General features: G+C 68.3%; 23 protein-coding genes. 8 read left to right on the top strand and 15 right to left on the bottom strand.

The window, feature by feature from the left end:
* Nucleotides 1-13 precede the first annotated feature (13 nt).
* Entirely contained in the window at nucleotides 14-1195 is a 1182-nt protein-coding gene (locus tag J7528_RS10680) for an MFS transporter (protein WP_291873839.1), read from the top strand.
* Here the strand turns inward: J7528_RS10680 and J7528_RS10675 are convergent.
* Entirely contained in the window at nucleotides 1178-1501 is a 324-nt protein-coding gene (locus J7528_RS10675) for a (2Fe-2S) ferredoxin domain-containing protein (protein ID WP_291873835.1), read from the bottom strand. The genes J7528_RS10680 and J7528_RS10675 overlap by 18 nt on opposite strands.
* A gap of 34 nt (nucleotides 1502-1535) precedes the next feature.
* Between J7528_RS10675 and J7528_RS10670 the strand changes: the two genes are divergently transcribed.
* Nucleotides 1536-1844: a hypothetical protein gene (locus J7528_RS10670; protein WP_291873831.1), complete on the top strand. Its 309-nt coding sequence runs from the start codon at nucleotides 1536-1538 to the stop codon at nucleotides 1842-1844.
* Here J7528_RS10670 and J7528_RS10665 read toward each other — a convergent pair.
* Nucleotides 1841-2551, bottom strand: a complete 711-nt coding sequence (locus J7528_RS10665; RefSeq protein ID WP_291873828.1) for a hypothetical protein — start codon at nucleotides 2549-2551, stop codon at nucleotides 1841-1843. The two genes, J7528_RS10670 and J7528_RS10665, sit on opposite strands and share 4 nt — an antisense overlap.
* A gap of 108 nt (nucleotides 2552-2659) precedes the next feature.
* Here J7528_RS10665 and J7528_RS10660 point away from each other — a divergent pair, with 108 nt between their 5' ends.
* Both J7528_RS10660 and J7528_RS10655 read left to right on the top strand, forming a co-directional pair.
* Nucleotides 2660-3073, top strand: coding sequence for a response regulator transcription factor (locus J7528_RS10660; RefSeq protein WP_291873826.1), 414 nt, complete (start codon nucleotides 2660-2662; stop codon nucleotides 3071-3073).
* Nucleotides 3074-3170: 97 nt separating this feature from the next.
* Nucleotides 3171-3689, top strand: a complete 519-nt coding sequence (locus J7528_RS10655) for a DUF4199 domain-containing protein (RefSeq protein ID WP_291873824.1) — start codon at nucleotides 3171-3173, stop codon at nucleotides 3687-3689.
* Here the strand turns inward: J7528_RS10655 and J7528_RS10650 are convergent.
* From J7528_RS10650 to fliQ, 5 genes are all read right to left on the bottom strand, one after another.
* Complete coding sequence (locus J7528_RS10650; protein ID WP_291873822.1) at nucleotides 3686-5224, bottom strand: DUF5605 domain-containing protein; 1539 nt, start codon at nucleotides 5222-5224, stop codon at nucleotides 3686-3688. The genes J7528_RS10655 and J7528_RS10650 overlap by 4 nt on opposite strands.
* A 40-nt stretch (nucleotides 5225-5264) precedes the next feature.
* On the bottom strand, nucleotides 5265-7346 hold the full coding sequence (gene cckA, locus J7528_RS10645; protein WP_291873820.1) for a cell cycle histidine kinase CckA: 2082 nt from the start codon (nucleotides 7344-7346) through the stop codon (nucleotides 5265-5267).
* 100 nt (nucleotides 7347-7446) lie between these two features.
* A complete protein-coding gene (gene flhB / locus J7528_RS10640; RefSeq protein WP_291873817.1) occupies nucleotides 7447-8544 on the bottom strand; it encodes a flagellar biosynthesis protein FlhB in 1098 nt (365 codons plus the stop codon).
* 9 nt (nucleotides 8545-8553) lie between these two features.
* Nucleotides 8554-9309, bottom strand: a complete 756-nt coding sequence (gene fliR / locus J7528_RS10635) for a flagellar biosynthetic protein FliR (protein WP_291873814.1) — start codon at nucleotides 9307-9309, stop codon at nucleotides 8554-8556.
* A gap of 20 nt (nucleotides 9310-9329) precedes the next feature.
* Nucleotides 9330-9593: a flagellar biosynthesis protein FliQ gene (gene fliQ / locus J7528_RS10630; protein ID WP_291873813.1), complete on the bottom strand. Its 264-nt coding sequence runs from the start codon at nucleotides 9591-9593 to the stop codon at nucleotides 9330-9332.
* A gap of 253 nt (nucleotides 9594-9846) precedes the next feature.
* On the opposite strand from fliQ, the gene J7528_RS10625 reads away from it, so the two are divergent.
* Entirely contained in the window at nucleotides 9847-11916 is a 2070-nt protein-coding gene (locus J7528_RS10625; RefSeq protein ID WP_291873810.1) for an ATP-binding protein, read from the top strand.
* Between the two features lie 22 nt (nucleotides 11917-11938).
* On the opposite strand, the gene J7528_RS10620 is transcribed toward J7528_RS10625, so the two are convergent.
* Both J7528_RS10620 and J7528_RS10615 read right to left on the bottom strand, forming a co-directional pair.
* Entirely contained in the window at nucleotides 11939-12238 is a 300-nt protein-coding gene (locus J7528_RS10620; RefSeq protein ID WP_291873807.1) for a hypothetical protein, read from the bottom strand.
* A 63-nt stretch (nucleotides 12239-12301) separates the two neighbouring features.
* Complete coding sequence (locus tag J7528_RS10615; protein WP_291873806.1) at nucleotides 12302-13681, bottom strand: hypothetical protein; 1380 nt, start codon at nucleotides 13679-13681, stop codon at nucleotides 12302-12304.
* A gap of 381 nt (nucleotides 13682-14062) precedes the next feature.
* On the opposite strand from J7528_RS10615, the gene J7528_RS10610 reads away from it, so the two are divergent.
* Nucleotides 14063-14542: a ribonuclease H gene (locus J7528_RS10610; protein WP_291873804.1), complete on the top strand. Its 480-nt coding sequence runs from the start codon at nucleotides 14063-14065 to the stop codon at nucleotides 14540-14542.
* On the opposite strand, the gene J7528_RS10605 is transcribed toward J7528_RS10610, so the two are convergent.
* Nucleotides 14539-14922 (bottom strand): methylglyoxal synthase, encoded by a 384-nt coding sequence (locus J7528_RS10605; RefSeq protein WP_291873803.1) that lies wholly within the window; start codon nucleotides 14920-14922, stop codon nucleotides 14539-14541. The two genes, J7528_RS10610 and J7528_RS10605, sit on opposite strands and share 4 nt — an antisense overlap.
* Nucleotides 14923-15150: 228 nt before the next feature.
* Between J7528_RS10605 and J7528_RS10600 the strand changes: the two genes are divergently transcribed.
* Entirely contained in the window at nucleotides 15151-15681 is a 531-nt protein-coding gene (locus tag J7528_RS10600) for a hypothetical protein (RefSeq protein ID WP_291873802.1), read from the top strand.
* A gap of 4 nt (nucleotides 15682-15685) precedes the next feature.
* Nucleotides 15686-16504: a hypothetical protein gene (locus J7528_RS10595; protein ID WP_291873800.1), complete on the top strand. Its 819-nt coding sequence runs from the start codon at nucleotides 15686-15688 to the stop codon at nucleotides 16502-16504.
* Here the strand turns inward: J7528_RS10595 and J7528_RS10590 are convergent.
* The 5 genes from J7528_RS10590 to J7528_RS10570 all read right to left on the bottom strand — a co-directional run bounded on the left by J7528_RS10590 (nucleotide 16501) and on the right by J7528_RS10570 (nucleotide 25254).
* Nucleotides 16501-18099: a peptide chain release factor 3 gene (locus tag J7528_RS10590; protein ID WP_291873799.1), complete on the bottom strand. Its 1599-nt coding sequence runs from the start codon at nucleotides 18097-18099 to the stop codon at nucleotides 16501-16503. The genes J7528_RS10595 and J7528_RS10590 overlap by 4 nt on opposite strands.
* A gap of 24 nt (nucleotides 18100-18123) precedes the next feature.
* Nucleotides 18124-19635 carry a hypothetical protein gene (locus tag J7528_RS10585; protein WP_291873798.1) on the bottom strand — a complete coding sequence of 504 codons (1512 nt, stop codon included), beginning with the start codon at nucleotides 19633-19635 and terminating at the stop codon, nucleotides 18124-18126.
* 2 nt (nucleotides 19636-19637) lie between these two features.
* The gene (locus tag J7528_RS10580; protein ID WP_291873797.1) at nucleotides 19638-21170 is read right to left on the bottom strand and encodes a DUF1570 domain-containing protein; all 1533 of its coding nucleotides are present in this window, start codon (nucleotides 21168-21170) and stop codon (nucleotides 19638-19640) included.
* Nucleotides 21167-22756 carry a hypothetical protein gene (locus tag J7528_RS10575; protein ID WP_291873795.1) on the bottom strand — a complete coding sequence of 530 codons (1590 nt, stop codon included), beginning with the start codon at nucleotides 22754-22756 and terminating at the stop codon, nucleotides 21167-21169. Before J7528_RS10575 ends, J7528_RS10580 begins: the two co-directional genes overlap by 4 nt.
* 104 nt (nucleotides 22757-22860) lie before the next feature.
* Entirely contained in the window at nucleotides 22861-25254 is a 2394-nt protein-coding gene (locus J7528_RS10570; protein ID WP_291873794.1) for a TonB-dependent receptor, read from the bottom strand.
* Nucleotides 25255-25295 lie beyond the last annotated feature (41 nt).

Raw genomic sequence — 25295 nt, 5'->3', positions numbered from 1 at the left:
GGAGGCAGGGACCGTGTCGAACCCCTATCGCGAGATCTTCCAGGCGCCGGGAACCAAGGGCTTCGCCGCCGCCGGTTTCGCCGCGCGCCTGCCTATCGCCATGGCTCCGATCGGCATCGTCACCATGCTGTCCCAGGCCAAGGGCGGATACTGGTTGGCCGGCGCGGTGGCGGCGACCTTCACCCTGACAAACGCCATCCTGGCGCCGCAGATCTCGCGGCTGGTCGACCGCCATGGGCAGAGCCGGCTGCTGGTTCCGGCCACCGCCATCGCCGTCGTCGCCTTCGCGCTCTTGATGCTGGCCACGCATCTGGACTGGCCCGCCTGGACGCTGTTCGGCTCGGCCCTGCTGGCGGCGGCCATGCCCAGCATGCCGGCGATGGTGCGGGCCCGCTGGACCGAGGTGTTCCGCGACACGCCGCAGCTCAACACCGCCTTCGCCTTCGAGTCCGCCGCCGACGAGCTGGTCTATATCGCCGGCGCGTCGCTGTCGGTGGGCCTGAGCGTCGCGCTGTTTCCCGAGGCTGGGGTGCTGATCTCGACCCTGTTCCTGGCCGCCGGCATGACCGCCTTCGTGCTGCAAAAGGCCACCGAGCCCAAGGTCCGGGCGGTCGAAGGCGTCCCGCACCGCTCGGCCATCACCTTGCCCGCCGTCCAGATCATCACGGCGGCGCTGATCTTCGTCGGCGCGATCTTCGCCACGGCCGAGGTCAGCACCGTGGCCTTGACCAAGGACCTGGGCCAGCCCGGCGCGGCCAGCCTGGTGATCGGGGTCTACGCCATCGGCTCGTTCATCGTCGGCCTGATCGTCGGCGCCCTGAACCTGCGCGCGCCGCTGAACCGCCAGCTGCTGGTCGCCCTGGCCGTGCTGCTGGTCACCACCGTGCCCCTGCTAGCCGCCAACAGTGTCGTGACCCTGGCCGGCGCGATCTTCCTCAGCGGCGTGGCCATCTCGCCGACCTTCATCACCGCCTTCGGCCTGGTCGAGCGCCGCGTGCCGGCCGAGGTGCTGACCGAGGGCGTGACCTGGGTGATGACCGGGATCGGCATCGGCATGGCCTTGGGCGCCTTCGTGGCCGGCTGGGTGGTCGATAGCTTCGGGGCTCGCAGCGGCTTCTGGGTGTCGATCGTCTGCGCGACCTCGGCCCTGACGATCGTGGGCCTGGGCCAGCGGGTTCTAGCGCGGCCGGTCTAGGCCCAACCGCTCAATCACGCTGGCCGTCGACGCGCCGCTGGGGACCACGGCCCACTCGCGCGGCGCAGAGGCCTTCACGGCCACGACCGCGCCCTTGGGACAGACGTCCAGGCAGTCGACCTCGATCACGGCGGCGCTGGCCTTTCGACCCTTGCCCCTGGCCCCGATCGCCTTGCGCAGCACCTTGGCCAGCTTCTGGTCGCCGTCATCGCCGAAGCCGCCCTTCAGCTTCTTCGAGCACTTGCGGCACACCAGCACCACCTCGCTCCAGTCGGCCTTCACGCGCTTGATCGCCTTCTCGCTCATGTCACCCAGATGGGAACGGTGGTAGGAGGGCGCCATGGTTCGCAAAGTCACCACCAAGATCGTCAAGGATCCGACCGCCGAGGCCGACCGCGCCTGGTTCGAGGCCAATCCCGAGCGGCGCTTTCGCCTGCGTGATCCGGCCCCGGTCGAGTTCAAGGATCCGCTGGGCGATCCCGGCGAGGGCTTTTCCTGGCGCGTGCTGATCGCCCGCCTGCCCGACGGCGGCCGCCTGCGCCTGCCGGTCTCGCTGTCGTGGGAGCTGCACAACGACCACGCCAAGGACCAGCATCTACAGATCCTGTTCGACCAGGTGGCCCCGCCCGAGGCCAAGGCCAGGCTCTAGTCTTCGCGAACCCACAGCAGAGCCAGCATCCGCCAGCCCTCGCGCGTGCGCAGCAGGACCGCACGGTCGGCATAGATCGCGCCCGAGGCAGACTTGAACGTCCAGGTCGCCACGCCGAGATCGCCCCTGCCCTCCTCCGCCCGCGCCACCGCCGTCTGTTTCGACGGATAGTTCGTCCGCGCCCGCACGATGTAGCGCGCCTGCCAGTCGGCCACCGAGGCGGCGACTATCTGCTCGTCGTCGAGCGTGATGACCAGCGCGCGGGGGTCAATCGCCTGCGCCAGTTCGGCGGCGTTCCAGCCGGCGTCGGAACGCAGCTTCATATCCACCGCCGCCCGCACGCCCTGGGCGGCCGAAGCTTCCAGCGGGCCTTCAGGACCGACCACCCGGCCGACGATGCGCCAGCGGCACTGCAAGCGAGCCCACAGTGTGTAGTCGCGTCGCGCGACGCCAGCTTGCGTCCACCGCGCCGTGACGATCGCCGTGCGGGGGCCTTCGCTGACCACCTGTGTTGTCAGGTCCAGCGCGGGCTGGGCGGGAGCCGCTTTCCAGGCAGAGCGGGTCTGGCCGACGACCTCGCCTCCCTCCATCGCGTAGACCACGGTCGAGGGCTGGACGCGGTCGAGCGTCGCGGCGGCGTCGCCGGTCCGGAAGGCCTGCGTATAGGCCGCCATCGCGGCCGGAAGCGTGTCGCATGCTTCGATCATGACCCGACCCTAGCGCCCCCGCCGCCGTCGGGAATTTCGAAGATAACGGTCAATCGTTTCGCCAGATGGATGCTGGCGATCCCCGCACGGATCGCGCACCTTCGCCGCATGATCCGCACCGTCCTCCTGTGGGCGCTGGTGCTGGCCGTCGGCGCGTTCGGGCTGCAATGGCTGGAGTACCGGTTCCTGGTCCGCGCCTTTTCCTGGCAGGTCTATGTCGGGCTGATCGGCGCCGCCTTCGCGGCCGGCGGGGTCTGGATCGGCTGGAGACTGGCGGCGCGCGCCCGCCCCGAGACCTTCGCCCGCAACGACGCCGCCCTCGCCAGCCTGGGCCTCACAGGGCAAGAGGTGAAGGTGCTGGAACGCCTGGCCGCCGGCCGTTCCAACAAGGAGATCGCCCGGGACCTCGGCCTCTCGCCCAACACCGTCAAGACCCATGTGGCCAACCTCTACGGCAAGCTGGAGGTCAGCCGTCGCACCCAGGCGATCGGCAAGGCGCGCGACCTGGCGCTGATCCCCTGAAACCGGTCGAATTCACCCGTTCGGGTGATACCGTTCTACCCGAGACCCTGGGCAGTCTCAGGACGCGTCGCAGGGGGCGGCGCGGAGGGAGGATCCCATGAAACGCACCATCCTGACCTACGGCCTGATCTCGGGCGCGATCATCATCCTGGGCATGATCGCCACCATCGTGCTGTCGGCCAAGCACAGCCTGTTCCTGGGCTACCTGATCATGCTGGTCGGGCTGCCCGCCATCCTGCTGGCGGTGAAGTCGCATCGCGACAAGGTGCTGGGCGGGGTCATCAAGTTCTGGCCGGCCTTCCTGATCGGCCTGGGCGTCGCGGTCGTGGCGGGCCTGGCCTATGTCGCGATCTGGGAAGGCTATCTGGCCATCACCCACTATCGTTTCATGGACGACTACACCGCCCAGATGCTGGCGGCGAAAAAGGCCGAGGGCCTGTCGGGCGCGGCCTATGACAAGCTGGCGGCCGAGATGGCGCAGATGACCAGGAACTACGCCAACCCGCTGTACCGGATGCCCATGACCTTCGCCGAGATCTTCCCGGTTGGCCTGCTGGTCGCCCTGGCCAGTGCGGCCCTGCTGCGCAACCCGAAGTTCCTGCCCGCGCGGGCTTAGACGCGGACCACCCGCACCGCCATCCACGGCCGGCCGGGCAGCGTCACGGTCGGCCGTTTGGGGTCATGCAGGTAGTAGGCGTCCTTCTTAGTCATGAGGAATTCGCCGTCGACCGGCGTCACCGTCATGTTCCAGGTATCGAGCACGTCGACCTTGAAGCGCTCGCCACCGGTCAGCTCGTCCTTGGGCAGGTCCAGCGCCCACTGGGTCGGCGCGGTCTCGCCGAAATAGCGCAGGTAGTAGGACCCCGCCTTGCCGCCAAGGTGCTGGTCCCAGGTGCGGTCGATGGGATCCAGCCCCGGTGTCGGCCCGGCCTCCAGCACCGTCTTCAGGAAGGCCAGGCGCGGCACGCTGTGGCCGGTGAAATGGCCGCCCTTGGCCGTCCAGCGCACGCCCTCCTTGAAGACCTCGCCATGGCCGACATAGGTCCCGGCCACCGTACCGTGCCAAAAGCGTTGAACGAGGTCTTCGGCCGTCAGGTCGCCCCAGCGCTTGTCCAGATCGCCCTCGTAACGAACCTCGTCGAAGATCACCGGCTTGCGCCAGACGTCGCGATAGATCTGGGCGCGGCTGTCGTCCATCACCGCCGCCCCATGCTGGACGCTGGCGTGGCTGATCCACGGCCGGCCGTAGTCATAGAGATCGCGCCAGTTGTGGATCGAGCACAGGCGGCCGTACGGGTCCTCGGCCTGGATCAGCTGGCCGATGCGCTCGAAGTCGGCGATCGACTTGGCCTTCACCAAGTCCCACTCATTCGCGAGCGACCACCAGACGTTCGAGAAGGCCGCGAACCGGGCGACCATGTAGCGGATGTAGCGATCGTCCCGCGCCGGCGTCATGGCGTGCCAGCCGGTCTTGTCGTCATAGGGGTGGAACAGGATCAGGTCGGCCTGGACGCCGATCTCGCCCAGCCGCCGGACGCGGTCCTCCAGCATGCGGAAATAGGCCGGGTTCGGGCGGTCGTAGTTCCAGCCCTCGCCGGCCTTCTCGAACGGGAAGATCGGCTCGCCCGCCACGTTCGGGAAGATGCACATGCGCATCTTGTTGAACGGCGAGGCCTTCAGCGTGGCCAGGGTCTCGGCGCACAGGGCGTCGCTCTGCTGAGCCCAGGAATAGGCCGTGGTGCCGACCTGACGGTACGGTGTCCCGTCGGCATGGGCGAAGTGGAAGCCGGCGACGACCTTCAGCGGGCCGTGGTCGCGCGGGGCCGTCGCCGTGACGGAGCCGGCCTGGCCGTTCAGCGCCTTGACCGGACTGCTCGTCCGCCAGCGCCAGAGGCCTTCCGTCGGCGGACTGAAGCGGATCTTCCAGGTTCCCTCGCCGTCGTGGAAGCCCCGCACCTTCAGGCTGGTCTTGCCGTCGGTGAAGGTCGCGGTCAGAGCGACGTCGAACGGATTGCCGGGAGCGGCCGCCTTGAGCGTGATTTCGTGCACGCCCCAGCGGGGCACGGTCGAGGCGGCGGCCAGGGCCGGCGCGGCGAAAGCGGCGAGGCCAATGCCCGTGGCGGCGCGGCGGGTCAGGGAAAGCGAACGCATGAGCGCAGTAGCGCGGCCATGCTTGAATTCCGCAATCCCTTTAAGCCGCCTGCAGCTGCTGCTTGACCCGTTCGGCCAGGGTCTTGATGTCGATCGGCTTGGGCAGGAAGGTCACGCCCGTCTCGCCTTCCAGCAGGTCGCTGAACTCGGCCTCGGCATAGCCCGAGATGAACATCACCGGCGCGCTGCCCAGATAGCCGCGGGCCTTCTTCAGCAGGGTCGGACCGTCGATGCCGGGCATGATCACGTCGCTGATCAGCAGGTCGATCGTGCCGGCGTTCTCCTCGGCGATGATCAGGGCCTCCTCGCCGTCGGCGGCCTCGAGCACCTCGTAGCCGCGAGCGCGCAGCAGGCGGGCGGCGACGCTGCGGACGGCGTCCTCGTCCTCGACGAACAGGATGCGGCCGGCGCCCGACAGGTCGCGGGCGGCGCGCGGCTTGACCGGCTCGGCCTTGGCCGCGGCCTGGGCGGCGGCGACGGCCGGCGGCGCGTCGTAGATCGGCAGGAAGATGCGGAAGGCCGCGCCCTCGCCCGGACGGCTATGGACGTGGATCCAGCCGTCGCTCTGCTTGACGATGCCGTAGACCGTGGCCAGGCCCAGGCCCGTGCCCTCGCCCACCGGCTTGGTGGTGAAGAACGGGTCGAAGATCTTGCCCATGACATCCGGAGGAATGCCGGGGCCGTCGTCCGACACCTCGATGAAGGCGCAGTCGCTCTCGGCGGCCGGGAAGCCCAGGCCGACGGCTTCGTCGCGGGTCAGGCGCGCGGTGCGGATGCGCACGATGCCGCCGCCCTTGGCCGCCCGCACGGCGTCGCGGGCGTTGACGGCCAGGTTCATGACCGCCGTTTCCAGCTGGCTCTTGTCGGCCCGCACCTGCGGCAGGTCGCGGCCATAGTCGGTGATCAGCTTGACGTCTTCGCGCAGCAGGCGGCGCAGCAGGACCTCGAATTCCGAGATCAGCTCGCCCAGGTCCAGCACCTCGCGCTGGACAGTCTGCTTGCGCGAGAAGGCCAGCAGCTTGCGGACCAGGTCGGCGGCGCGCACGCCCGTCTGGCGGATCTCGTTCAGGCCCTCGTACGACGGATCGCCGACCGGGTGACGATGCAGCAGCTCGTCCAGGCGCAGCTGGATGGCCGTCAGCAGGTTGTTGAAGTCGTGGGCGACACCGCCGGCCAGCTGGCCGATGGCCTGCATCTTCTGGGCCTGGGCCAGCTGCAGCTCGACCTGCTTCTGCTCCGAGACGTCGATCATGTAGGCCACGACGCGGCCGTCGGCGCGGTAGAGATAGAGGTGAGCGATCCGGCTGGGATCACGGGCCAGGCGCACCTCGAACGGACCGGCGCGGCCTTCGTTCAGGCGGGTCTCGGCTTCAGCGCGCGAGGCGGGATCGATCAGGTCGCCGAACACGCCGCCGGCCTGGGCGCCGGTCATGGTCGTCAGGGCCGGGTTGGTCTCCAGGATGCGCGACTTGAAGGGCTCCATGCCCTCCAGCAGGGCCGCGCCGAACGGCGAGGCGCCGGCGAAGGCGTCCAGGGCGTTCTGCGGCGCGGCCGCGCGCTCGACCACCGGCGCCGGGATCGACAGCTCGGCCACCGGCTCGGGCACATAGATCGGCGCCAGGCGGATCAGCAGCCGGCCGCCGACCAGGCGCGAGACCTTGGCGGTGTAGTCCTGGGCGCCGGCCGTCAGCGTACCCTCGGCCATCTGGCCCTTGCGCGCCTGGACCAGAGCGGCGAACAGGCTGGAGCCCGCCGCGCCGTTGGGCAGGCGGCGGCTTTCGCCCATGACGTCGCGCCAGGCGGGATTGGCCAGCAGCACGCGGCCGTCGGGGCCGGCCAGGGCGGCCGGCTCGCTCAGGGCCTCGATGAAGCCTTCGGCCTGGTCGGAATCATCGCCGCTGGCGCCCGAGCCCCGAATGGCCACCAGGCCCAGCACCGCGACGCCGGCCACGCCCAGCAGTAGCAGCAGGCCCGCCAGGGTGGTCGGGCCGGCCTTCAGCGCCGGAGCGGCCGAAAACGCGGCCGCGGCCACGAAAAATACCGCCGCACCGATCAGCCACGGGTCGAAGCGCCGGCGCGGCGCGCCGGTCGAAGCTTTGTCCTGGAGCTGGAAATCGGCCATCGGGGCAATCGTTACCTTTGTTACGGCGAGGCTGCGACTCACCCGCAATCGGAGAAAGAATAGCCTTTCCCGCGCGCTAGGTCAGTTTTCGTGATTTTGGTTAGAGCGGACGCGCGCGGGTCGGCTGACGAGCCTGCGGCTTCTTCCCGTTCATGATGAAGCTGATGACCTTGGCGACGGCTTCGAAGTGCTCGACGGGGATCTCCTCGTCGACCTCGACACTGGCGTGCAGGGCGCGCGCCAGGGGCGGATCTTCCAGCACCGGCACGCCATGCTCTTCGGCGATGGCGCGGATCTTCAGGGCCAGATCGTCGACGCCCTTGGCCACGCACAGCGGCGCAGGGGTTTCGCCAGGCTCATACTTCAGCGCCACGGCGTAGTGGGTCGGGTTCATGACGACGACGGTCGCCTTGGGCACGGCCTGCATCATCCGCTGGCGCGAGCGCTGCATCTGGATCTGGCGGCGCTTGCCCTTGATGTGGGGGTCACCGTCCGACTGCTTGAACTCGTCCTTCACTTCCTGAAGCGTCATGCGCATGCGCTTCATGAACTGCTGGCGCTGCATGAACCAGTCGAAGGCCGAGGTGGCGACCAGGAAGATGATCACCATGATCAGCAGCTTCTTGGACAGCTTGATCGCCTCGGGGATCAGCAGGCCCACGTCCATGCCGACCAGGTTGCGCACCTCGTTGACATTGGGCTTCAGCACCATCCAGGCGATCAGGGCCGTGACGCCGATCTTCACGATCGACTTGGCGAACTGGATCATGCCCTGCATGCCGAAGATGCGGCCCAGGCCCTTCATCGGGTCCAGTTTGCTGAACTCGGGCTTCAGCTTGTCGGGCGTCAGCATGAAGCCGGTCTGGGCCACGTTGCCCACCACGCCCAGCGCCGAGGCCACGACCATCACCAGCACCAAGGGCGGCATGGCGGCCATGACCGCCTGCTTCATGATCAGCATGGCGCCGCCGCTGGACAGCTCGATCGTGCCGGCGTGGGCGATGAACGGATAGAGCGCGCTCATCAGGTCGCGCGTCAGCCAGCCGCCGGCGATCAGCATCACCGAGACCGCGCCCGCCAGCGAGGCCAGCTGCGGGATATCGGCCGACTTGACGACGTCGCCCTTGGCGCGGGCGTCCGAAAGCTTCTTGGCTGACGGTTCTTCTGTTTTCGACTCGGGATCTGAATCGTCAGCCATGCGCGCCCCCTAGCTGAAAATTCGCAGGAGTTCGGCGTAGCGGTCGGTCCAGACCATGGCGATGCCGCCCAGGGACAGCGCCAGCAGAGACAGGCCCAGGATCACGCTGAGCGGCGAGGCCACGAAGAAGATCTGGAAGGCGGGCATGACCCGGCCGACCAGGCCGACAGCGAGATTGAAGACCAGGGAGAACACGATCACCGGCGCGGCCAGCTGGACGCCCAGGGTGAACGACTGCGCCACCGTCCGCACCGCCAGGGTGACGGCGTCATTGACCGGCACGGGACGGGTGAACGGGAACAGGGTGTAGGACTTGACGATCGCCCCGATGAACAGGTGGTGCAGGCCCGTGGCCATCACCAGGGTCAGGCCCAGCATCGACAGGAAGGTGGCCACCGCCGTGCTCGAGCCCTGCATCGAGGGATTGGTGCTCTGGGCGAACGACAAGGTGGTCTGCATCGAGATGATTTCGCCGGCCGTGGTCAGCGAAGTCATGAACAGGCGCAGCACCGAGCCGATCATCAGGCCGATCAGGATCTCGTGGATCACCGATCCGACCAGACCGCCCAGGGTGTTGGGGATCGGCGGCACCGTCGGGGCGACCAGCGGGCCCAGGACCAGCGCCATCAGCAGGGCGAACGACAGGCGGATGCGCGGCGGCACGGCCTGGTCGCCGATGCCGGGCATGGTCATGACCATGGCGGCCACTCGCGAGAACACGAGGGCGGCGACATAGACCTGAAATGCCGTGGCGAAGGAGTCCACCGGTTACGCCCCGCCCTTTCCTACAGGCCCGCGATGCGGGCGGCGATCTGGCGCATGAAGGCGCTCATCAGCGCGCCCATCATCGGCAGGAAGATCAGCAGCGAGACGAAGATGGCGACGATCTTGGGGGCGTAGACCAGGGTCTGTTCCTGGATCTGGGTCAGGGCCTGGAACAGGCCGATGGCGACGCCGATCACCAGGCCGACGATCAGGCAGGGCGCGCACAGCTGAAGCGTCAGCCAGATCGCGTCGCGGCCGACATCAAGAACCTCGGCGCCACTCATGCAAAGCCTCGTCGGGAATCGGCCGTACTGGCCGCGCTGTTTCGAGGCGTGAAGATGCTCGGAATATGGTTAACAGGGCGTTAGGAGTTGTTACCCGGACGGTCAGAAACGGGGGGCGCGACGGTGGGTCGCGGGGCTACCCATACTCGGGCGGGCTTTAGGTGAAACACCATGCTCCCTTAACCGAATAGGCGGGGTTCGACGCGATGCTGGGGCGAGTGTGGCCCGCAGGCTGCGTATCGAGGTAAGCGTCATGAAGGCTGGCAAGAGGTTCGAGGACGAAGCGCGCCAGACGCGCCTGCTGGTGATCCTCGCCATCGCCTACGCCGCCGTCATCGGCTATTGCGACATGCTGACCCGCGGGCCGTCGGGCATGGCGTCCCTGTGGCCCTGCAACGGCCTGCTGGCAGCCGGCCTGCTGTTGCTCACGCCCGGCCGACGCCTCGTGCTGCTGGTGCTCAGCATCGCCAGCCACCTGCTGCTGGACCGCCTGAGCGGCACGCCCCTGCACCTGACGGCGCTTTTCACCTCGCTGGACACCACCGAGGCGGTGCTGATCGCTCTGGTCCTGGGCAAGGCTTTCGGTGGACCTCCGCGCCTTAAGAACCTCCAGCGGGCCTTGACCGTCGTGGGCCTGGCCGCGCCGGTGACGGCCGGGATCGCGGTGCTCGGCGCCCTGATCACCGCGCCGATCGTCCACGCCAACCTGGCGAGCATGATCAAGAACTGGCTGTTCATCACCATGATGGGCATGGCCGTTGGCCTGCCGACCGCCCTGCTGCTGTTCGATCCCCGGATCCGGCACGGCTTCGAGCGCTCTTCGCTCGAGAAGGCCGCCTGCTATTTCGTGGTCGCGGTCGCCGCCCTGTGGGCCTTCGGCCGGCCCGGCCACACCCTGCCCTTCCTGGTCTTCCCCGCCGGGGTGCTGGTCGCCTTCCGGCTGGGCCCCAAGGGCGCGGCCTGGGCAACCGTGGTCGTCGCCGCCATCGCCGCGCCGCTCAGCGTCCTGGGCATCACCGCCGAGGCCGCCACCCGGGCGCAGGCGTCCGAGCGTATGCACGGCCTGCAGCTCTTCGTCGGCGCCCTGTTCTTCACCTGCCTGGCCGCCGCCCTGGTGCTGGCCGACCAGCAGCGCCTCAAGCGCCAGCTGGTCCATCGCCAGGTCCTGGCGCGCAAGGCCCAAGCCCGCGCCCAGGCCGCCAGCCAGGCCAAGACCGACTTCCTGGCCACCATGAGCCACGAGATCCGCACGCCGCTGAACAGCGTGCTGGGCTTCACCCGCCTGCTGGCCGATCGCGACGACCTGGCGCCGGAGGCCCGCCGCCACGTGACCCTGATCGACGGGGCGGGCGGCGCGCTGCTGACCCTGGTCAACGACGTGCTGGACTTTTCCCGCGTCGAAGCGGGACGGGTCGAGCTGCAGACCGCCCCGGTACGGGCCGAGACGGTGCTGCGCGACGCCGCCGCCATCGTCGCCCAGGACGCCCGTGGCAAGGGCCTGGCGCTGGATATCCAGGTCGTCGGCGAGACCGATCGTCACCACGCCCTGGACGCGGCCCGCCTGCGCCAGGTGCTGCTCAACCTGCTCAACAACGCCGTCAAGTTCACGCCCGCCGGCGGGGTAACCGCGCGCCTGACGATCACGCCGGGACCGGAGACGGACGCGTTGCGGATCGAGGTCAGCGACACCGGCATCGGCGTGCCGCCGGAACTGCGCGATCGGCTCTTCCAGCGTTTTTCCCAGGGCGACAGCTCGGTCACCCGGGCGTTCGGCGGCGCGGGCCTGGGCCTGGCGATCAGCAGGGCCCTGATCGAGCTGATGGGCGGTCAGATCGGCATGCAGGCCAATGCCGACCAGGGCTCGACGTTCTGGATCGATCTTTCGGCCGCGCCGTGCGCCGCGCCGGGTCAGGCCGTTTCCGCGGCTCCGGACCGGACGGCGGCGGCCCGCGTCCTGCTGGTCGACGACCACCCCATGAACCGCGAGATCGGCGGCGCCTTCCTGACCCTGGCCGGGTGCGAAGTGGTCACCGCCGAGAACGGCCAGGAGGCCGTCGAGCGGGTCGAGGGCGGCGACTTCGACATCGTGTTGATGGACATCCACATGCCCGGGATGGACGGGCTTGCCGCGACACGCGCCATCCGCGCCCTGCCGGGACCCGCGTCAGACGTGCCGGTCATCGCCATGAGCGCCGACGCCCTGCCCCAGCACATCGCCCTTTGCCGCGAGGCGGGCATGGTCGACCACATCGCCAAGCCGATCCAGAAGGACATTCTGTACGCGACGGTCGACAAGTGGCTGCGCGAGGCTTCGGCGGCCTGAAGCCGCCGGCCTGCGACTGTCCTTAGCGGATGCGGATACGCACCGGGACCTGGATGTACGAACCCGCGCGGCTCTTGCCGTCCGGACCCAGCAGGTCGACCTGGAATTGCGAGGCCATCGACAGGGCGGCTTGGCCGACGCCCAGGTCGTTGGGGCTTTCTTCCTGCACGGTGCAGCCGGTCAGGTGGCCGTCGTTCTTGACGAGGCAATTCAGCAGGGCGACGGCGACGCGCGGCTCGGAGACCGGGGTCAGCAGCTCGGACGGAGCCTTGGCCGGAGCGGCGTTGGCGAGAGCGGCGGCGAGAGCGAGCGAAGCGATCACGAGTTCATCCCTTACTTTATCTTTTTCCGGCGGCCTCTCGGCTGCCGTGTGTTCCGTTTCGGATCAGGCGGCCTGGGCCTGCTTCAGTCGTTGCAGGCCTTGTGCCGCCAGGTCGGTCAGCGAGCGCAGGCCCAGTTCCGAGAAGACGTCGAAGGCGCAGGCCAGGGCGGCCCCGGCGCGGGCCAGGCGGCCGTCGTCGCGCCCGGTGATCTCGACGCGGGCCTCGTACAGGCGGGCAAGGTTCATCTGGGCCACGGCCCAGCTGGCCGGATCGCGGCCACCGGGCGCGGCGGCCAGCTCGGCCTTGAAGGCCAGCTCAGCGGCGTCCAGCACGGCCAGGTCGGCGGTCAGCTCGGCGCAGCGGGCCAGGCAGAGGGCGCGGTTGTTGGCCACGACAGCGCGCAGGGCCAGGGCCGGCTGGACCTTCAGCACCACGGTGGCGCGATCATAGGCCGACACGGCCTGCTCGAAGGCGCGCTCGCTGGTCGAGGCCTCGCCCATAGCCTGCATGGCCACGCCCAGCGAGGCCTGGGCCCGCGCCCAGTCCATCGGGCTGTGGTCGGCGGTCAGCACCTCGGCGGCGGCGCTCAGGGCCTCGACGCCGTCGGCGATGCGCGAAAGCTCGCCGTCCAGCTCGCCCAGCAGCACCAGGGCCTGACCGCGCAGGCCTTCCAGCCGCGCCCAGGCCAGCGGTTCGAAATCGGGATCCAGCACGCCGGCGGCCGTCTTGGCCTCCGACACGGCCAGTTCGGCCAGCGCCCGGTCCTTCATGCGCTCGGCGCAGGCCAGGATCAGTTCGATACGCGCGGCGCGCTGGTCGGCCAGTTGCAAGCGCGCCGGGCCGCCCTTCACGCGCTTAGCGGCGGCCAAGGCGCGCAGCGGCGCCTCATAGGCCTGAACCGCGGCCAGGGCGCGATCGACATTGTTGTCGGAGAGGGCCGCGCGACCTTCCAGGCCAGCGGCCAGGGCGCCGCAAAGGGCGGTGCGTTGCGGCGCGGGCGTGCGGGCGAGATTCATCGAAGCGGCGGCTGCCAGGCCCTCGTCCCCAAACAGGTCCGCGCCTAGCACGGCCAGCACGGCCTGCTCGCAACGGGCGGCGGCCAGAGCGTCATGACGGCGTTCGGTCTCGAAGATCTTCACGGCGGCCTCGGCCTGGGCCGCGCCCTTTCTAAGAGCCGTGGCGTCGCCGCTGCGGCGGGCCAGTTCGCGCCAGACGACGGCGGCTTCCAGCAGGCGCGCGCCGCGATCCTTGGACCCGATGCGGCCGGCGACCACGTCGGCCGAGCGGGCCTCGTTGGTCAGAAGACGAACATCCAGCAGCTCCAGCAGCGACGTGTCGCCGCCCGTGAGCCCCTCACGCCATGCTCCCTTGAAGCCACCCTCGGCGTCGACGCCGAACAACCGCTTCAAATCCCGTCCGAACTCGAACATCGCTTCGCGCACTCCGCTTGCGGATCGTCCCACGTCGGGACAGCCCGACGGAGGTTCAACGCGTAATCAGCAAAACCGGAGCCAACGCACTTAACAAGTGGTTAACGAGTGTATACGGCGCGTTAACCATAAATATTTTCCATATTTTTACACCATGTTCCGAATTTCAACCATATTGGGCGAAGATGTAGTGAACTGGCACACTTCTTGCTTTGACGAATACAAGCGGAGCCGGATAACGCCATCAAATCTTAGAACTTTGTTCATTGAACTGAAAATGACGTTAACCCTAAGTTTTAAGCCCGAGTTTACCTTTCGTTCACGGACGCCCTCCCCTCCGCGTCGCGAAACGGTCTAGAAAGCGCGGATCGTCACCGATTCCGGAGCCCCGCCATGGCCGCCGTCACCGTCTGGATTTCCAGCCTCTGCCGTACCGATCCGGGCTATGGCGGCTGGGCCTGGGTGCGTAGGATCGACGGCGAGACCGGCGCGGTGGCGATCAAGGGCGCGGCTGGCGGCGAGCGCCGAACCACCGCCGCCAGCATGAGCCTGGCGGCCCTGGCCGAGGCGCTGGACGGCCTCTCTGACCTGCCCGCGGATACAGCGGTGACGCTACGGTTCCTGGACATGGACCTGGCCGGCCAGTTGGTAGCCTCGGACGGCGCCTATGCCACGGCCGAGCCCGACGCCTGGGCCGCCGCTCGCGCCGCCGTCGCCAAGCGTCCCGTTCTGGAACTGGTCCCCGCCTCGGCCGCCGACACGGCGACAGGGTTCCTCAACGCCTGGGCGGAGTTCGGCCTGGACACCGCCAAGTCGCGCGGCAGCTTCAAGGCCGCCATCCCCAAGCCGAACCTGATGAAGTTCCCGGGCTAGGCTTCTTCTCGACAGCCGACGATCAGGTCCGCCGTGGCCGGATTGCAGGCGAACGGGATGTCGGCCAGCGTCGCCAGGCGGATCAGCGCCTTGACGTCGACATCGTGCGGCTGTGGCGACAGCGGGTCGACGAAGAAGATCAGCACGTCCAGCCGCCCCTCGGCGATCATCGCGCCCAGCTGCTGGTCGCCACCCAACGGGCCGCTCTTCAATCGCACCAGGTTGAGATGCGGCAACGCCTCCAGGATCCGCCCGCCGGTGGTGCCGGTGGCGAACAGCGCCTTGTCCTTCAGGAAGTCCTCGTGCGCGATCGCCCACGCGACCAACGCGGCCTTCTTGTCGTCGTGGGCCACGAGGCCGATAGCGAGGGGGACGGTCATGCAGAGAATCCCGAGCGAGTATCGCGCCGGTATAGCGGCTCGCCGAGACACTCACGAGTCCGTGCATGGACCAACATCCTGGGATGCATAAGCTGTTCAGCTCCACCCCAAGAGTATGGTGCGCGTATGGGTGAGCTTTCAAAGCGGTGGCGTTGGACCACGCTCGGGATCGCTGTGATCTCCCTGGTCTTTATCGTCTGGAAATCGAGGTCGTCTCCCGGGGACTGGATGGCCGAACATCTGGCCGAGTTCCTCGGCGCGGTGGCTAGCGCGGGGGCCTTGGCCTTCATCGCCGCCAGCATGAACATCCAGGCGCGGCAGACCCGCAGCCAGGAACTGCTGACCGCCTTCTCGCTAGCGCGCGGAGATCTAGAGAATCTCTCGCGGACCATCGCCCTGACCGCGCGGCTGGTCGTGCAGACCCGAGCGAACGGCGAGCAGGGACGGCTCGACTATTGGGAAAGCCTCTTCGCGTCCGGCGACCGCACCGCCTTCACGCGCCTGTTTGGACGGGGAAGGCGGATCAAAGACTGCCTGAAGGCCAAGGACAGCGTGCCGCTTCACCACCATGTCCGCCTTTTTATCCAGCTGTTCGAAAGCGTGCTGGCGCTGAGCCGCGAAGACGAACTGCGCGGCATGCTGCTGAAGCTGCCTCTGGGTCGCGCCTACAGCGCCCTCAAGATCGCCGTCGACGAAGACCCCGACGGTCGTTATCTGCGCAGCCTCGAACACCTGCCGCGCGACGTCGAGGACGCCTGACCCAGTGACTGAAACCGAGATCGACGGCCGCCTGCTGCAGCGCTGGCTGCGCACTGATGGGGCCGAGCCTGGCCTGCTGGTCGGCTGCGCGCTGGATGACGGCGAGTGCGACGAGCCGCTGGCGATCACGGCGGTCGACCTGGAGCGCCAGGCGATCGTCTGCGGTCGCGTCCGCATCCCGTTTGCTCGCCTCGTCGATTGCCTGTTGGTCGCGCCGGTCGACCATCCCGCCGTGGCCGCGGTCCGGGCCTGCGTGTCGCCGCAGGAGAAGCTGCATCAACAAATGAAGACCGAGCTGGGCGAGGAATACCCTCGCCCCTTCGCCTCGGTCGAGGATCTGGAAGCCGTCCACGCCGCCGAGATGGCCCGGCGCGAGGGCAAGCTGCCCGAGCGAGCGCTACGTGGGCCGTGGGTGAGAGCCCTCAAGAGAAACGAACTCTACCGCCAGGGCGCCCAGCTGGCCCAATCATGGCGGCAGCTGGCCAACAGCATGGGCGCGCCGTGGTCGGACATCGCTCTGCACCTGGCCTGGTTCCAGCGCCATGCCGGCCACCCGAACCGGGCGATCGAGACGGCGCGCGACTTCTGGGCGTCGAAGTCGGTCGCGTCCCAGACCGAGATCGCCATGCTGGCCACGGTCGAGGCCGCGTCGTGGATCGACCGCTTCGAGCGCAAGGGCGGCGCGCCGCCCGACCTGATCGAGGCCCGCCGCGCGGCGGCCAAGGCCTATGCCATCAACACGACCGATCCGGAGATCAAGGCCGTCTACCAGCGCCTGCAGGCGATCGCGGACGGCCCTGACGACAGTCGGAGAGGCCGCTAGGCGCGTTCCTTGGTCCGCTCGAAGCGCACCTTCGGATAGCGTTCGGCGACGTAGCCGATTTCCCAGGCCGACTTGCCCAGGAACACCGGCTGCTCGTCGATGTCCTGGCCCATGGCCGACTTGTGCTTGTTGATGAAGTCCTCGACGTCAGCCCGGTCGCCCGACAGCCAGCGGGCTTCGGCATAGGGGCTGGCCTCGAAGATGCACTCCAGCTGGTACTCGTTGGCCAGGCGGTCGGCCATGACCTCGAACTGCAGTTGGCCGACGGCGCCGACGATGAAGTCGCTGCCGATCATCGGGCGGAACAGCTGGGTCACGCCCTCCTCGGCCAGGCCTTCCAGCGCCTTTTTTAGGTGCTTGGCCTTCAGCGGGTCCTTCACGCGCACGCGGCGCAGGATTTCCGGGGCGAAGTTGGGCAGGCCGGCAAAGCGCAGGGCGCCGGTCTCCGACAGGCTGTCGCCCACCCGCAGCACGCCGTGGTTGGGGATGCCGATCACGTCGCCGGCGAAGGCGTCCTCGGCCAGTTCGCGGTCGCTGGCGAAGAACATGATCGGCGCGTTGACGCTCATCGCCTTGCCGGTGTTCTGGGCCTTCAGCTTCATGCCGCGCGTGAAGCGGCCGCTGGTCAGGCGCAGGAAGGCGATCCGGTCGCGGTGATTGGGGTCCATGTTCGCCTGGACCTTGAACACGAAGCCCGAGACCTCGTTGTCACCCGGAGCGACATGGGTGTCGACGCCGGCCTTGTTGACCTTCGCCGGATGCGGCGGCGGGGCATAGGCGCCGATGCCGCCCAGCAGCTCCGAGACACCGAAATGGCGCAAGGCCGAGCCGAAGAACACCGGCGTCATGTGGCCTTCCAGGAAGCTCTGGACGTCGAACGGCTTGCCGGCCTCGGTGACCAGCATGGCGTTGTCTTCCAGCTCGGCCTTCTCCTCGGGGTCCAGGTACTGGACCACAGCATTGCCCTTGAAGGCGATGGGGTCGGGGTGCCCCTCCTCGTCGGTCGAGCTCTTCTTGGCGTAGGGGATGAACTTGTCGTTGCGCAGGTCCAGCATGCCCTTGAAGCGGCCGCCCGAACCGGCAGGCCAGTACAGCGGCGCCGGGTCCAGGGCCAGCTTGGACGAGACCTCGTCAAGCAGCTCGAACGGGTCCTGGGCCTCGCGGTCCATCTTGTTGATGAAGGTGATGATCGGGATGTCGCGCAGGCGGCACACCTCGAACAGCTTCAGGGTCTGGGGCTCGATGCCCTTGGCGGCGTCCAGCACCATGATCGCCGCGTCGGCGGCCGTCAGGGTGCGGTAGGTGTCTTCCGAGAAGTCTTCGTGGCCCGGGGTGTCCAGCAGGTTGAACATCAGGCCGTCGTGGTCGAACGTCATCACCGAGGCCGAGACCGAGATCCCGCGTTCGCGTTCGATCTTCATCCAGTCCGACTGGGTGCGGCGCGTCTGGCCGCGCGCGCGCACGGCGCCGGCGGCCCGGATCGCCCCGCCGGCCAGCAGCAGGTTTTCCGTCAGCGTCGTCTTGCCAGCGTCGGGGTGGCTGATGATGGCGAAGGTGCGCCGACGGGCGGCTTCAGCGGCGGGGGACTTGCTCATGGCGCGGGGTTACCGCTCCGGAGCCTACTTGTCACCTTCCTCGGATGTCGCGGCCGGCTTTCGCCGTGCGATAGCCTCCTGGAACCGCCGCCTGGCCTCGGCCGCCTGTGGGCCGGCGTGCGGGTCGTTGAACACCGGCTCGACCATCGCGGCGGCCTCGTCGAAGCGGTCGCGGCGCACCAGAGCGTCGGCGGCCATGATGCGGAACTGGGCGACCTGCGGGGCCAGAGCCTGAGCCTTCAGCAGCACGTTGACGGTGTTGTCATTGGGATAGTTGGCGTCGCCGCGTCGGCTGATGCCGTAATCGTAGAGCAGCAGCGCATTGTCAGGATCGACGGCGAAGCCCTTGCCGAACCATTCGCGGGCCTCCCTCAGCAAAGCCGCGGCATTAGCCGGGTCGCTGCGAGCCTGCAGCATGCAGGACCAGCCCAGGGTCTGCAGCGCCTCAACATCGCGCGGGTCGACCACGATCCGATGCTTGAGCAGGCCTTGCGCCTTCGCGCGGTCGCCATAGTCGTTCTCGACGCGGGCCAGCGTCATCTCGGCCAGGCGATCGCCGGGGTAGCGGGCGGCGCGCTCGCGGATCATGGCCAGCAGGGCGGGACGCTCGGCCGACGGCACGCCCATCTTCAGGCGCTGGTTCTCCAGCAGCAGGTCGTCCGCCGAGGCCGGCAGGCGGGTGACCGCCAGTTGCTGCGCTGACGACGAAGGGCGCGGCAGACGCCTCCCTGGCAGGGCCAGCATGTACTGCTTGAGCACGCGCTCCAGGTCCCGCATCGGGACACCGGCCGCCTCGGGCATCAGGGCCACCGGATCGCCGCCAGCGGCCACCGCGGTGGCGTACTGGGTCAGGCGAGCCAGACGCGTGGGATCCGACATCATGTAGTGCGTCAGCAGCCAGGACTGGGCGTAGAAGGCGGCGATGTCGCGCCGGTCGCCCGTCAGCGCCCGCCGGCCCAGAATCTGGTCGAACGGCGTCCAGACCGTTCCCCGCAGCCAGGCGATGCGCGGGCTGGTGCGCCCCAGCTCGACAACGTCCGGTTTGAACAGCGCGGTGGAGAAATACTCCGCATAACCCTCGACCAGCCATGAAGCGTAGGCAGCCGGCGCATGCTGCTTCATGAAGTGGTGGGTGTATTCGTGGAACAGCACCTGGCGACCGCGCTCGGTGTCGCCCTCCAGGCTGATGATGGCGAAGATGTCCCCGACCGAGGCGTTGTAGAAACCGGCGACATTGGTGATCCCCGGCTGCACGCGCTTCAGGTCGGTCTGGCGCGGCACGATGTAGATCGGCAGTGGCCGCTCGCCGGCCGAGGCGTCCACGCTGTGCAGGCTGCGTAGCAAGCCGGCGAAGCTCTCCAGATCCTTGGCCATCTGGACCAGGGTCTTCTCGCTGGTCCAGCCATACAGCGAGAACGACGGCGTGCTGGTGTGCAGCCAGTCGCTGGCCGCCTGGGCGCGGGCCAGGCCCGAGACGGCCAGCGGCGCCACGACCGCGCCCAGCGCGAACGTCCGTCGGGAGATCGGGTTACGCATACTCAGCCCTTCTTGTCGGTCGCGGGTTTGTCTTCCGGGCCACCGGTCGCCTTGGCGACCGACTTCTCTTCGGGAAGCGCCTTCAGCATCGCCTGGGCAGCCTCGACTTCCGGACCGCCGTGCGGGCTGCCGGCCAGGGGCGTCAGCACGGTGCGGGCGGTGTCGTATTCCTTGAACTCGGCCAGCGCCCGGCCGGCGTCCAGGCGCAGATGGCCGACCTGGGGCGCCAGGGTCATGGCGCGCACGCGGATATTGACCATGTTGTCGGTCAGCGGCTCCAGCTGCCTGGCCTCGGCATAGCCGTGCAGCACGCGCGGATCGTCGGGCTCGACCTTGAAGGCCCGGGCGAACAGCTTGCCGGCTTCGCCCAGGATTTCCTTGCGATGATCCTTGTCCGCATCGGCGACGGACAGGCGGCTTTCGCCCAGTACGACCAGGGCGTCCTTGTCCTTGGGATCGGCGGCCAGCAGCGCGTTGAGGATCGCCTCGCCCGCCGCGCGATCGCCGAACTGGGTCTCGGCCTGGGCGCGCACCAGCCGGGCGAAGCGATCGGCCGGATAGCGGGCGGCGGCCGTGCGGATCGACTGCAGCACGGCGGCCTGCTCGGTCTTGCCCACGCCCAGCTTCAGCCGCTGATAGTCCAGCAGCAGGGCGTCGGCCGAAGCCGGCAGGCTGGTCACGGTCATCTGGGCTTCGGCCGGCGTGATGCGTGGCAGCGCCCCGGCCGGCAACGGACGGTCCAGATATGATTTCAGCGCGTTGCGCAGGTCGTCCATGTCCTGGCCGAAGATCTTCTGCCAGGCCTCCGTCGGCTTCTGGCCCGTGCGCACGGCTTCCAGATACGGGCTCAGCTTCTTGCGGCGCTCGGGATCCGACAGGATGTAGTGGGTCAGCAGCCAGGCCTGGGCGTAGTAGCTGTTGGTCTCCCACTTGCCGAACTCGCTGGGACGCTTGGTCAGCAGGTCGGCCATCGAGACCCAGCTGGAGCCCGGCGCGACCAGGCTGTAGGCCCGCCCCTTGTTGTAACCACCCACGACGAAGCGGTTCCAGCCCAGGTCGGTGGTCATGTAGTATTCGGCATAACCCTCGACCAGCCAGGCCGGATAGGCGCTGGGATAGTAGCGCAGCATGAAGTGGTGCACGTACTCGTGCATCACCGTGTCGTCGCCACGGTTCTGGTCGTTGTCGCCGGACACGCCATCGCGGATGGCGATGGTGAACACCTCGGTCGTCGCCGGGATATAGACGCCTTGCATGCCCTCGCGCGCCCAGGGCAGGACACGACGCAGTTGCCCCAGGTCCGAGACCAGATAGACCGGCAGCTTGATCGGCGGCGCGTCTTCCGGAGGCTGCTTGTGCAGGCGGCGCAGGACGGAGTCGAAGTCCTCCAGCATCGAGGCGTACTGGCGCACGGCCTTCTCGCTGCGGCCATAGACCACGAAGTGCTCGGTCTCGGCCCGTCGCCACTCGGCCTTGGCCGTGACGGGCGCCAGCAACGCCAGGCCCAGCAGCGCGGCGGCCAGCTTGCGGATCATTGGCCGGAGTCCTTGGGATTGGCCTCGCTGGACGGCGCTTCGCTGCCGATCTTCTGCAACAGCGCCTTGGCCTGCTTGGCCGTCTTGCCGCCGTGCGGGTTGTTGGCCACGGGCTTGAGCAGCGCGGCGGCCTCGCCGTTCTGGCCGCGCGCGATCAGGGCCTGCGCCTCGGTGATCGTGATGTCGGGCACCTGCGGCGCCAGCTCATGGGCCCGATCCAGGACGTTCAAGACGTTGTCGCTGGGATATTTCGGATCCAGCTTGCGGCTGAGGGCGTAGCCGTACAGCGTCTGGAAGCGGTCGGGATCCAGCTTGAAGGCCTGGCCCATCTTCAGGCCCGCCTCCTTGTACAGCGCCTCGCGGCGGGCCGGCTCACGATCGCCGATGGCCATGCGCCCCAGGCCCGCCAGTTCGAAGCCTTCGGGATCGTCGGGATGCTCGACCGTATAGGCGTCGACCAGCTTCAGGCCCTGCTCGCGATCGCCATAGGTCAGCTCGGCCCGCGCGAGGGTCAGGCGGGCCAACGGGGCCTCCGGATAACGCTCGGCTCCGCGCCGGGCCTGGGTCAGCAGCCCCTGCCCCCAGGCCCTCATCTCTTCCTTGTACTCGGCGATCCGCTTGGCCGTCGCGCCTGGGGCGTCCTCGTCGACTTCCTCGTCGGCGCCGAACAGGCCAGCGCGGCGCAGGCCCTGGCTGACCAGCAGCACGTCGTCGGCCGCCGGCGGCATCGGCGACATCTTGATCTCGGGCGTCGGGAAGTTGCTGACGGTGTAGTCGGTGAACTTCAGCGCGCCCATCATGTAGCCGCGCAGCTCGATCTGCAGCTTGCCGAGCGACATGCCGGTGACGTCGGTCATGGCCTTGATCGGATCGGCCCCGCCGCCGACTGCCTTCATATAGGCCTGCAGCTGCTGGTAACGCGCCGGATCACTCATGAAGTAGTGGGTCAGCAGCCACGCCTGGGCGTAGAACATGAAGGGATCCGTGCCCGACAGTTCGAACGGCCGCTTGCTGAGCAGCTTCTCCATCGAGACCCACGGCCCATTTCGCAGGTCGCCGCCACGCATGGCGTTGCGGCCGACCTGGATCTTGGCGTCGTCCATCACCGCGCTGCCGAAGTACTCGGCATAGCCCTCGGTCAACCAGGCCGGATAGCCGTAGGGGAAATAGCGCAGCATGAAGTGGTGCACGTATTCATGCTGGATGACGTGGTCGCTGTCCTTTTGCCGCCAGGCCACGGCGAAGACGTCGTTGGGGCTGGGCACGTAGAAGCCCGCCACGCCCTCGCCCGTCCCCGGAATCACGGTCTCGAACCCCGTCTTGGAGACCACCAGATAGATCGGCAGCTTGCGCACCGCGTCGCCTTCCAACGGCATGCCGTGCAGGTACCGCAGCAGCCCATCATAGCGCTCAAGCTTGACGACATACTCTTTCAGCTGGGTCGGGGTGACGTCGCCATAGACGGTGAAGTGCGGGCTCTCGGCGCGGGTCCAGCGGCCCTTGGCCTCTAGCGCCCAAGCATTGCCCGCCAGCGCGGTCGCCGCCAACACGCCGACGATGGTCGCCACCCTCTTGCGCCCTATCATGCGCGTACCCCTCATCCCGCAATCTGCGATAGAGGCTAGGCGGGCTCGAGGCGCGGGTGCAAGGGGGTTCGAGGCGCGACCGAAGCCGCGCCTCGAAAACAGGCCTAGAACTTCGCCGAGATCCGGGCGTACCAGAGGCCGCCATCGGTGTCGTACGGCGCGTTGCGCGAGTAGATCAGGCCGCGCGAGGCCTGGAAGGTCGCCTCGTCCGGATAGGTGTCGAACAGGTTCTCGGCGCCAACCGTCAGCTTGATCTGGTCGCTCAGCTCGGCGCTGACCGACAGGTCGACCAGGGCCTTGCCGGCGAAGTTCTGGATCAGGTCGGCCGTCCCGTTGGCCTGGGCGTCGGTCCACTCGCCCGACCAGCGGGTGCGGATCATGCCGCTGAAGCGACCGCGCGCGTAGTCGAACGTCACATTGGCGGCGTTCTGCGGCAGGCCGTTCTCGAGGTTGATACGCGACAGGTTCGAGACCTCGGCCAGCTTCGAGCGCGTGACCTTGGTGTCGTTCCAGTTCCAGGCCGCCGTCACGCCGGCCTTGCCGCCCAGCAGCTCGCCGCGCCACGAGCCGACGACGTCCACGCCCTGGGTGCGGGTGTCGAACGAGTTGGTGAAGTAGCTGACGGTCGTCAGGCTGTCGGCGCCGGGCACGCCGGCCGCGATCAGCTGGGCCCGCAGCGCCGGCGTCACCGTGAAGTTCGGCGACACGGCGAAGCGGTTGTCGACGTCGATGCGGTAGTAGTCGACCGAGGCCGTGAAGCCGCCCTGACGGAAGACGAAGCCCAGCGACAGGTTCTTGGACTCTTCCGGCTCCAGCGGCTTGCCGCCCAGGGCCTGCGAGATCGGGTTGATCGGCGACAGGCGGCCCGAGGTGAACAGAAGCAAGGTGGTGGTGTTCAGGCCTTGCGAGGTGCGGGTGTTGTTGATCTGGCCGGCGGTCGGGGCGCGGAAGCCGGTCGAGACCGCGCCGCGGATGGCGAAGTTCGGGGTGAACTCATAGCGCGCGGCGATCTTGCCGTCGGTCGTCTGGCCGAACTCCGAGAAGTCCTCGTGGCGGATGGCGATGTCGGCGCCGAATTTGTCGGTGATCGGCAAATCGAGATCGACATAGCCGGCGTAGCTGGTCTGGTCCCACGACCCGGCCTGGCTGGGGGCGTAGCCCGGGAAGCCGTTCGAGCCGCTGGGCAGGCCGGCCGGCGCGCCGGGGCCCACGTCCCACGAATAGCGGTCGCCCGCCCGGATCTCGTAGGTCTCCTTGCGGGCTTCCAGACCCACGGCCAGGTTGGCCGGCTTGGCCAGGAACGGCCACGCCAGCGGACGCGAGGCGTCCAGGTTCAGGGTCTGCTCCTTCTGGATCAGCGTGCCGGCGTCGAAGCTGGTCGGCGACTGCGGACCAAACGAGGCGTTGATGCTGTTGTTCAGGAAGTAGTCGACATCGTCGCGGCCCCAGTTGATCGAGGCGTCCCACGACCAGCCCATGGCGTCGCCGCGCAGGCCGCCGGCCAGCGAGGCGTTGGTCTCGTCCTGGCCGAACACCGGCGAGAAGCCGCCCGGATACAGCTGGTTCAGCGACCAGCCCGGGAAGGCCGGGCTTGTGCGGTACGAGGTGTCGTTCGACGGGTTGCGCCAGTTGAAGTCGGTCTCGCCATGCATGTCGCTGAACGTGCCGAAGGCGTAGGCCTCGACCGTGTCGCTGACCGGCAGGGTCAGGTTCAGCGAGGCGCGCCAGACTTCACGGTCGGGCTGGCCCCAGCGCTGGACCGGGTTCTTGACGTTGATCGTCGGATTGGCGGCCTGGAAGGCGATGGCGTCGGGGCGCTGGCGCGTACGCGAGGTGGCTTCGGCCTTGGTGTAGTCCAGTGCGCCGACCAGCGAGCCGCCGCTGCCGATCGCGACGCCATAACGCCCGCCGACCTCGGTCTTGTCGCCGTCACCGGCATAGTAACGGCCGTACTGAGCGTGGCCGTCGAAGCCGGTCTTGTCGCTGAGGATCACGTTGATCACCCCGGCGATGGCGTCCGAACCATACTGGGCCGAGGCGCCGTCACGCAGCACTTCGATGTGGTCGATGCCGCTGGTCCCCAGCGAAGCCAGGTCCACGCCCTGCTGACCGCGGCCGCCCAGGACCGCCGAGCGGTGACGGCGCTTGCCGTTGACCAGCACCAGGGTCTGGTCGGGCGACAGGCCGCGCAGGGTGGCGGGACGCACGAAGGCCTGGCCGTCGGCGGCCGGCAGGCGCTGGACGTTGAACGACGGCGTGGTCGCCGCCAGCTTGTCCATGATCTCGTCCGAGATCGTGTTGCGCAGGGCTTCCTGGCTGACGACGTCCACCGGCGCGGCCGACTCGAAGGCCGTGCGGTCGACGCGGCGCGTGCCGGTGACGACGATGGTGTCGACCTCGGCCGAGGCCGTGTCGGCGGCGGCGACCTGCTGGGCCTGGGCTTGACTGGAAAGAGCCAGGGCGAGCACGCCCCAGGCGACGGTGGACAGAAGCTTCATCGTGAACCTGCACTGTTAGAATTTCAGCGCGGGGTAACGGC

Origin of the sequence: Caulobacter sp., assembly GCF_017744445.1 — a bacterium.
Lineage (GTDB): Bacteria > Pseudomonadota > Alphaproteobacteria > Caulobacterales > Caulobacteraceae > Caulobacter.
The sequence above is the reverse complement of the archived record's forward strand: the minus strand, read 5'-3'. Positions and strand labels throughout refer to the sequence as shown.

Coding starts and splice junctions, on each gene's coding strand:
- J7528_RS10675 (WP_291873835.1), bottom strand. CDS start 1,501: ATGAGCGAGAAGGCGATCAAGCGCGTGAAGGCCGACTGGAGCGAGGTG.
- J7528_RS10670 (WP_291873831.1), top strand. CDS start 1,536: ATGGTTCGCAAAGTCACCACCAAGATCGTCAAGGATCCGACCGCCGAG.
- J7528_RS10665 (WP_291873828.1), bottom strand. CDS start 2,551: ATGATCGAAGCATGCGACACGCTTCCGGCCGCGATGGCGGCCTATACG.
- J7528_RS10660 (WP_291873826.1), top strand. CDS start 2,660: ATGATCCGCACCGTCCTCCTGTGGGCGCTGGTGCTGGCCGTCGGCGCG.
- J7528_RS10655 (WP_291873824.1), top strand. CDS start 3,171: ATGAAACGCACCATCCTGACCTACGGCCTGATCTCGGGCGCGATCATC.
- J7528_RS10650 (WP_291873822.1), bottom strand. CDS start 5,224: ATGCGTTCGCTTTCCCTGACCCGCCGCGCCGCCACGGGCATTGGCCTC.
- cckA (WP_291873820.1), bottom strand. CDS start 7,346: ATGGCCGATTTCCAGCTCCAGGACAAAGCTTCGACCGGCGCGCCGCGC.
- flhB (WP_291873817.1), bottom strand. CDS start 8,544: ATGGCTGACGATTCAGATCCCGAGTCGAAAACAGAAGAACCGTCAGCC.
- fliQ (WP_291873813.1), bottom strand. CDS start 9,593: ATGAGTGGCGCCGAGGTTCTTGATGTCGGCCGCGACGCGATCTGGCTG.
- J7528_RS10625 (WP_291873810.1), top strand. CDS start 9,847: ATGAAGGCTGGCAAGAGGTTCGAGGACGAAGCGCGCCAGACGCGCCTG.
- J7528_RS10610 (WP_291873804.1), top strand. CDS start 14,063: ATGGCCGCCGTCACCGTCTGGATTTCCAGCCTCTGCCGTACCGATCCG.
- J7528_RS10605 (WP_291873803.1), bottom strand. CDS start 14,922: ATGACCGTCCCCCTCGCTATCGGCCTCGTGGCCCACGACGACAAGAAG.
- J7528_RS10600 (WP_291873802.1), top strand. CDS start 15,151: ATGGCCGAACATCTGGCCGAGTTCCTCGGCGCGGTGGCTAGCGCGGGG.
- J7528_RS10590 (WP_291873799.1), bottom strand. CDS start 18,099: ATGAGCAAGTCCCCCGCCGCTGAAGCCGCCCGTCGGCGCACCTTCGCC.
- J7528_RS10585 (WP_291873798.1), bottom strand. CDS start 19,635: ATGCGTAACCCGATCTCCCGACGGACGTTCGCGCTGGGCGCGGTCGTG.
- J7528_RS10580 (WP_291873797.1), bottom strand. CDS start 21,170: ATGATCCGCAAGCTGGCCGCCGCGCTGCTGGGCCTGGCGTTGCTGGCG.
- J7528_RS10575 (WP_291873795.1), bottom strand. CDS start 22,756: ATGATAGGGCGCAAGAGGGTGGCGACCATCGTCGGCGTGTTGGCGGCG.
- J7528_RS10570 (WP_291873794.1), bottom strand. CDS start 25,254: ATGAAGCTTCTGTCCACCGTCGCCTGGGGCGTGCTCGCCCTGGCTCTT.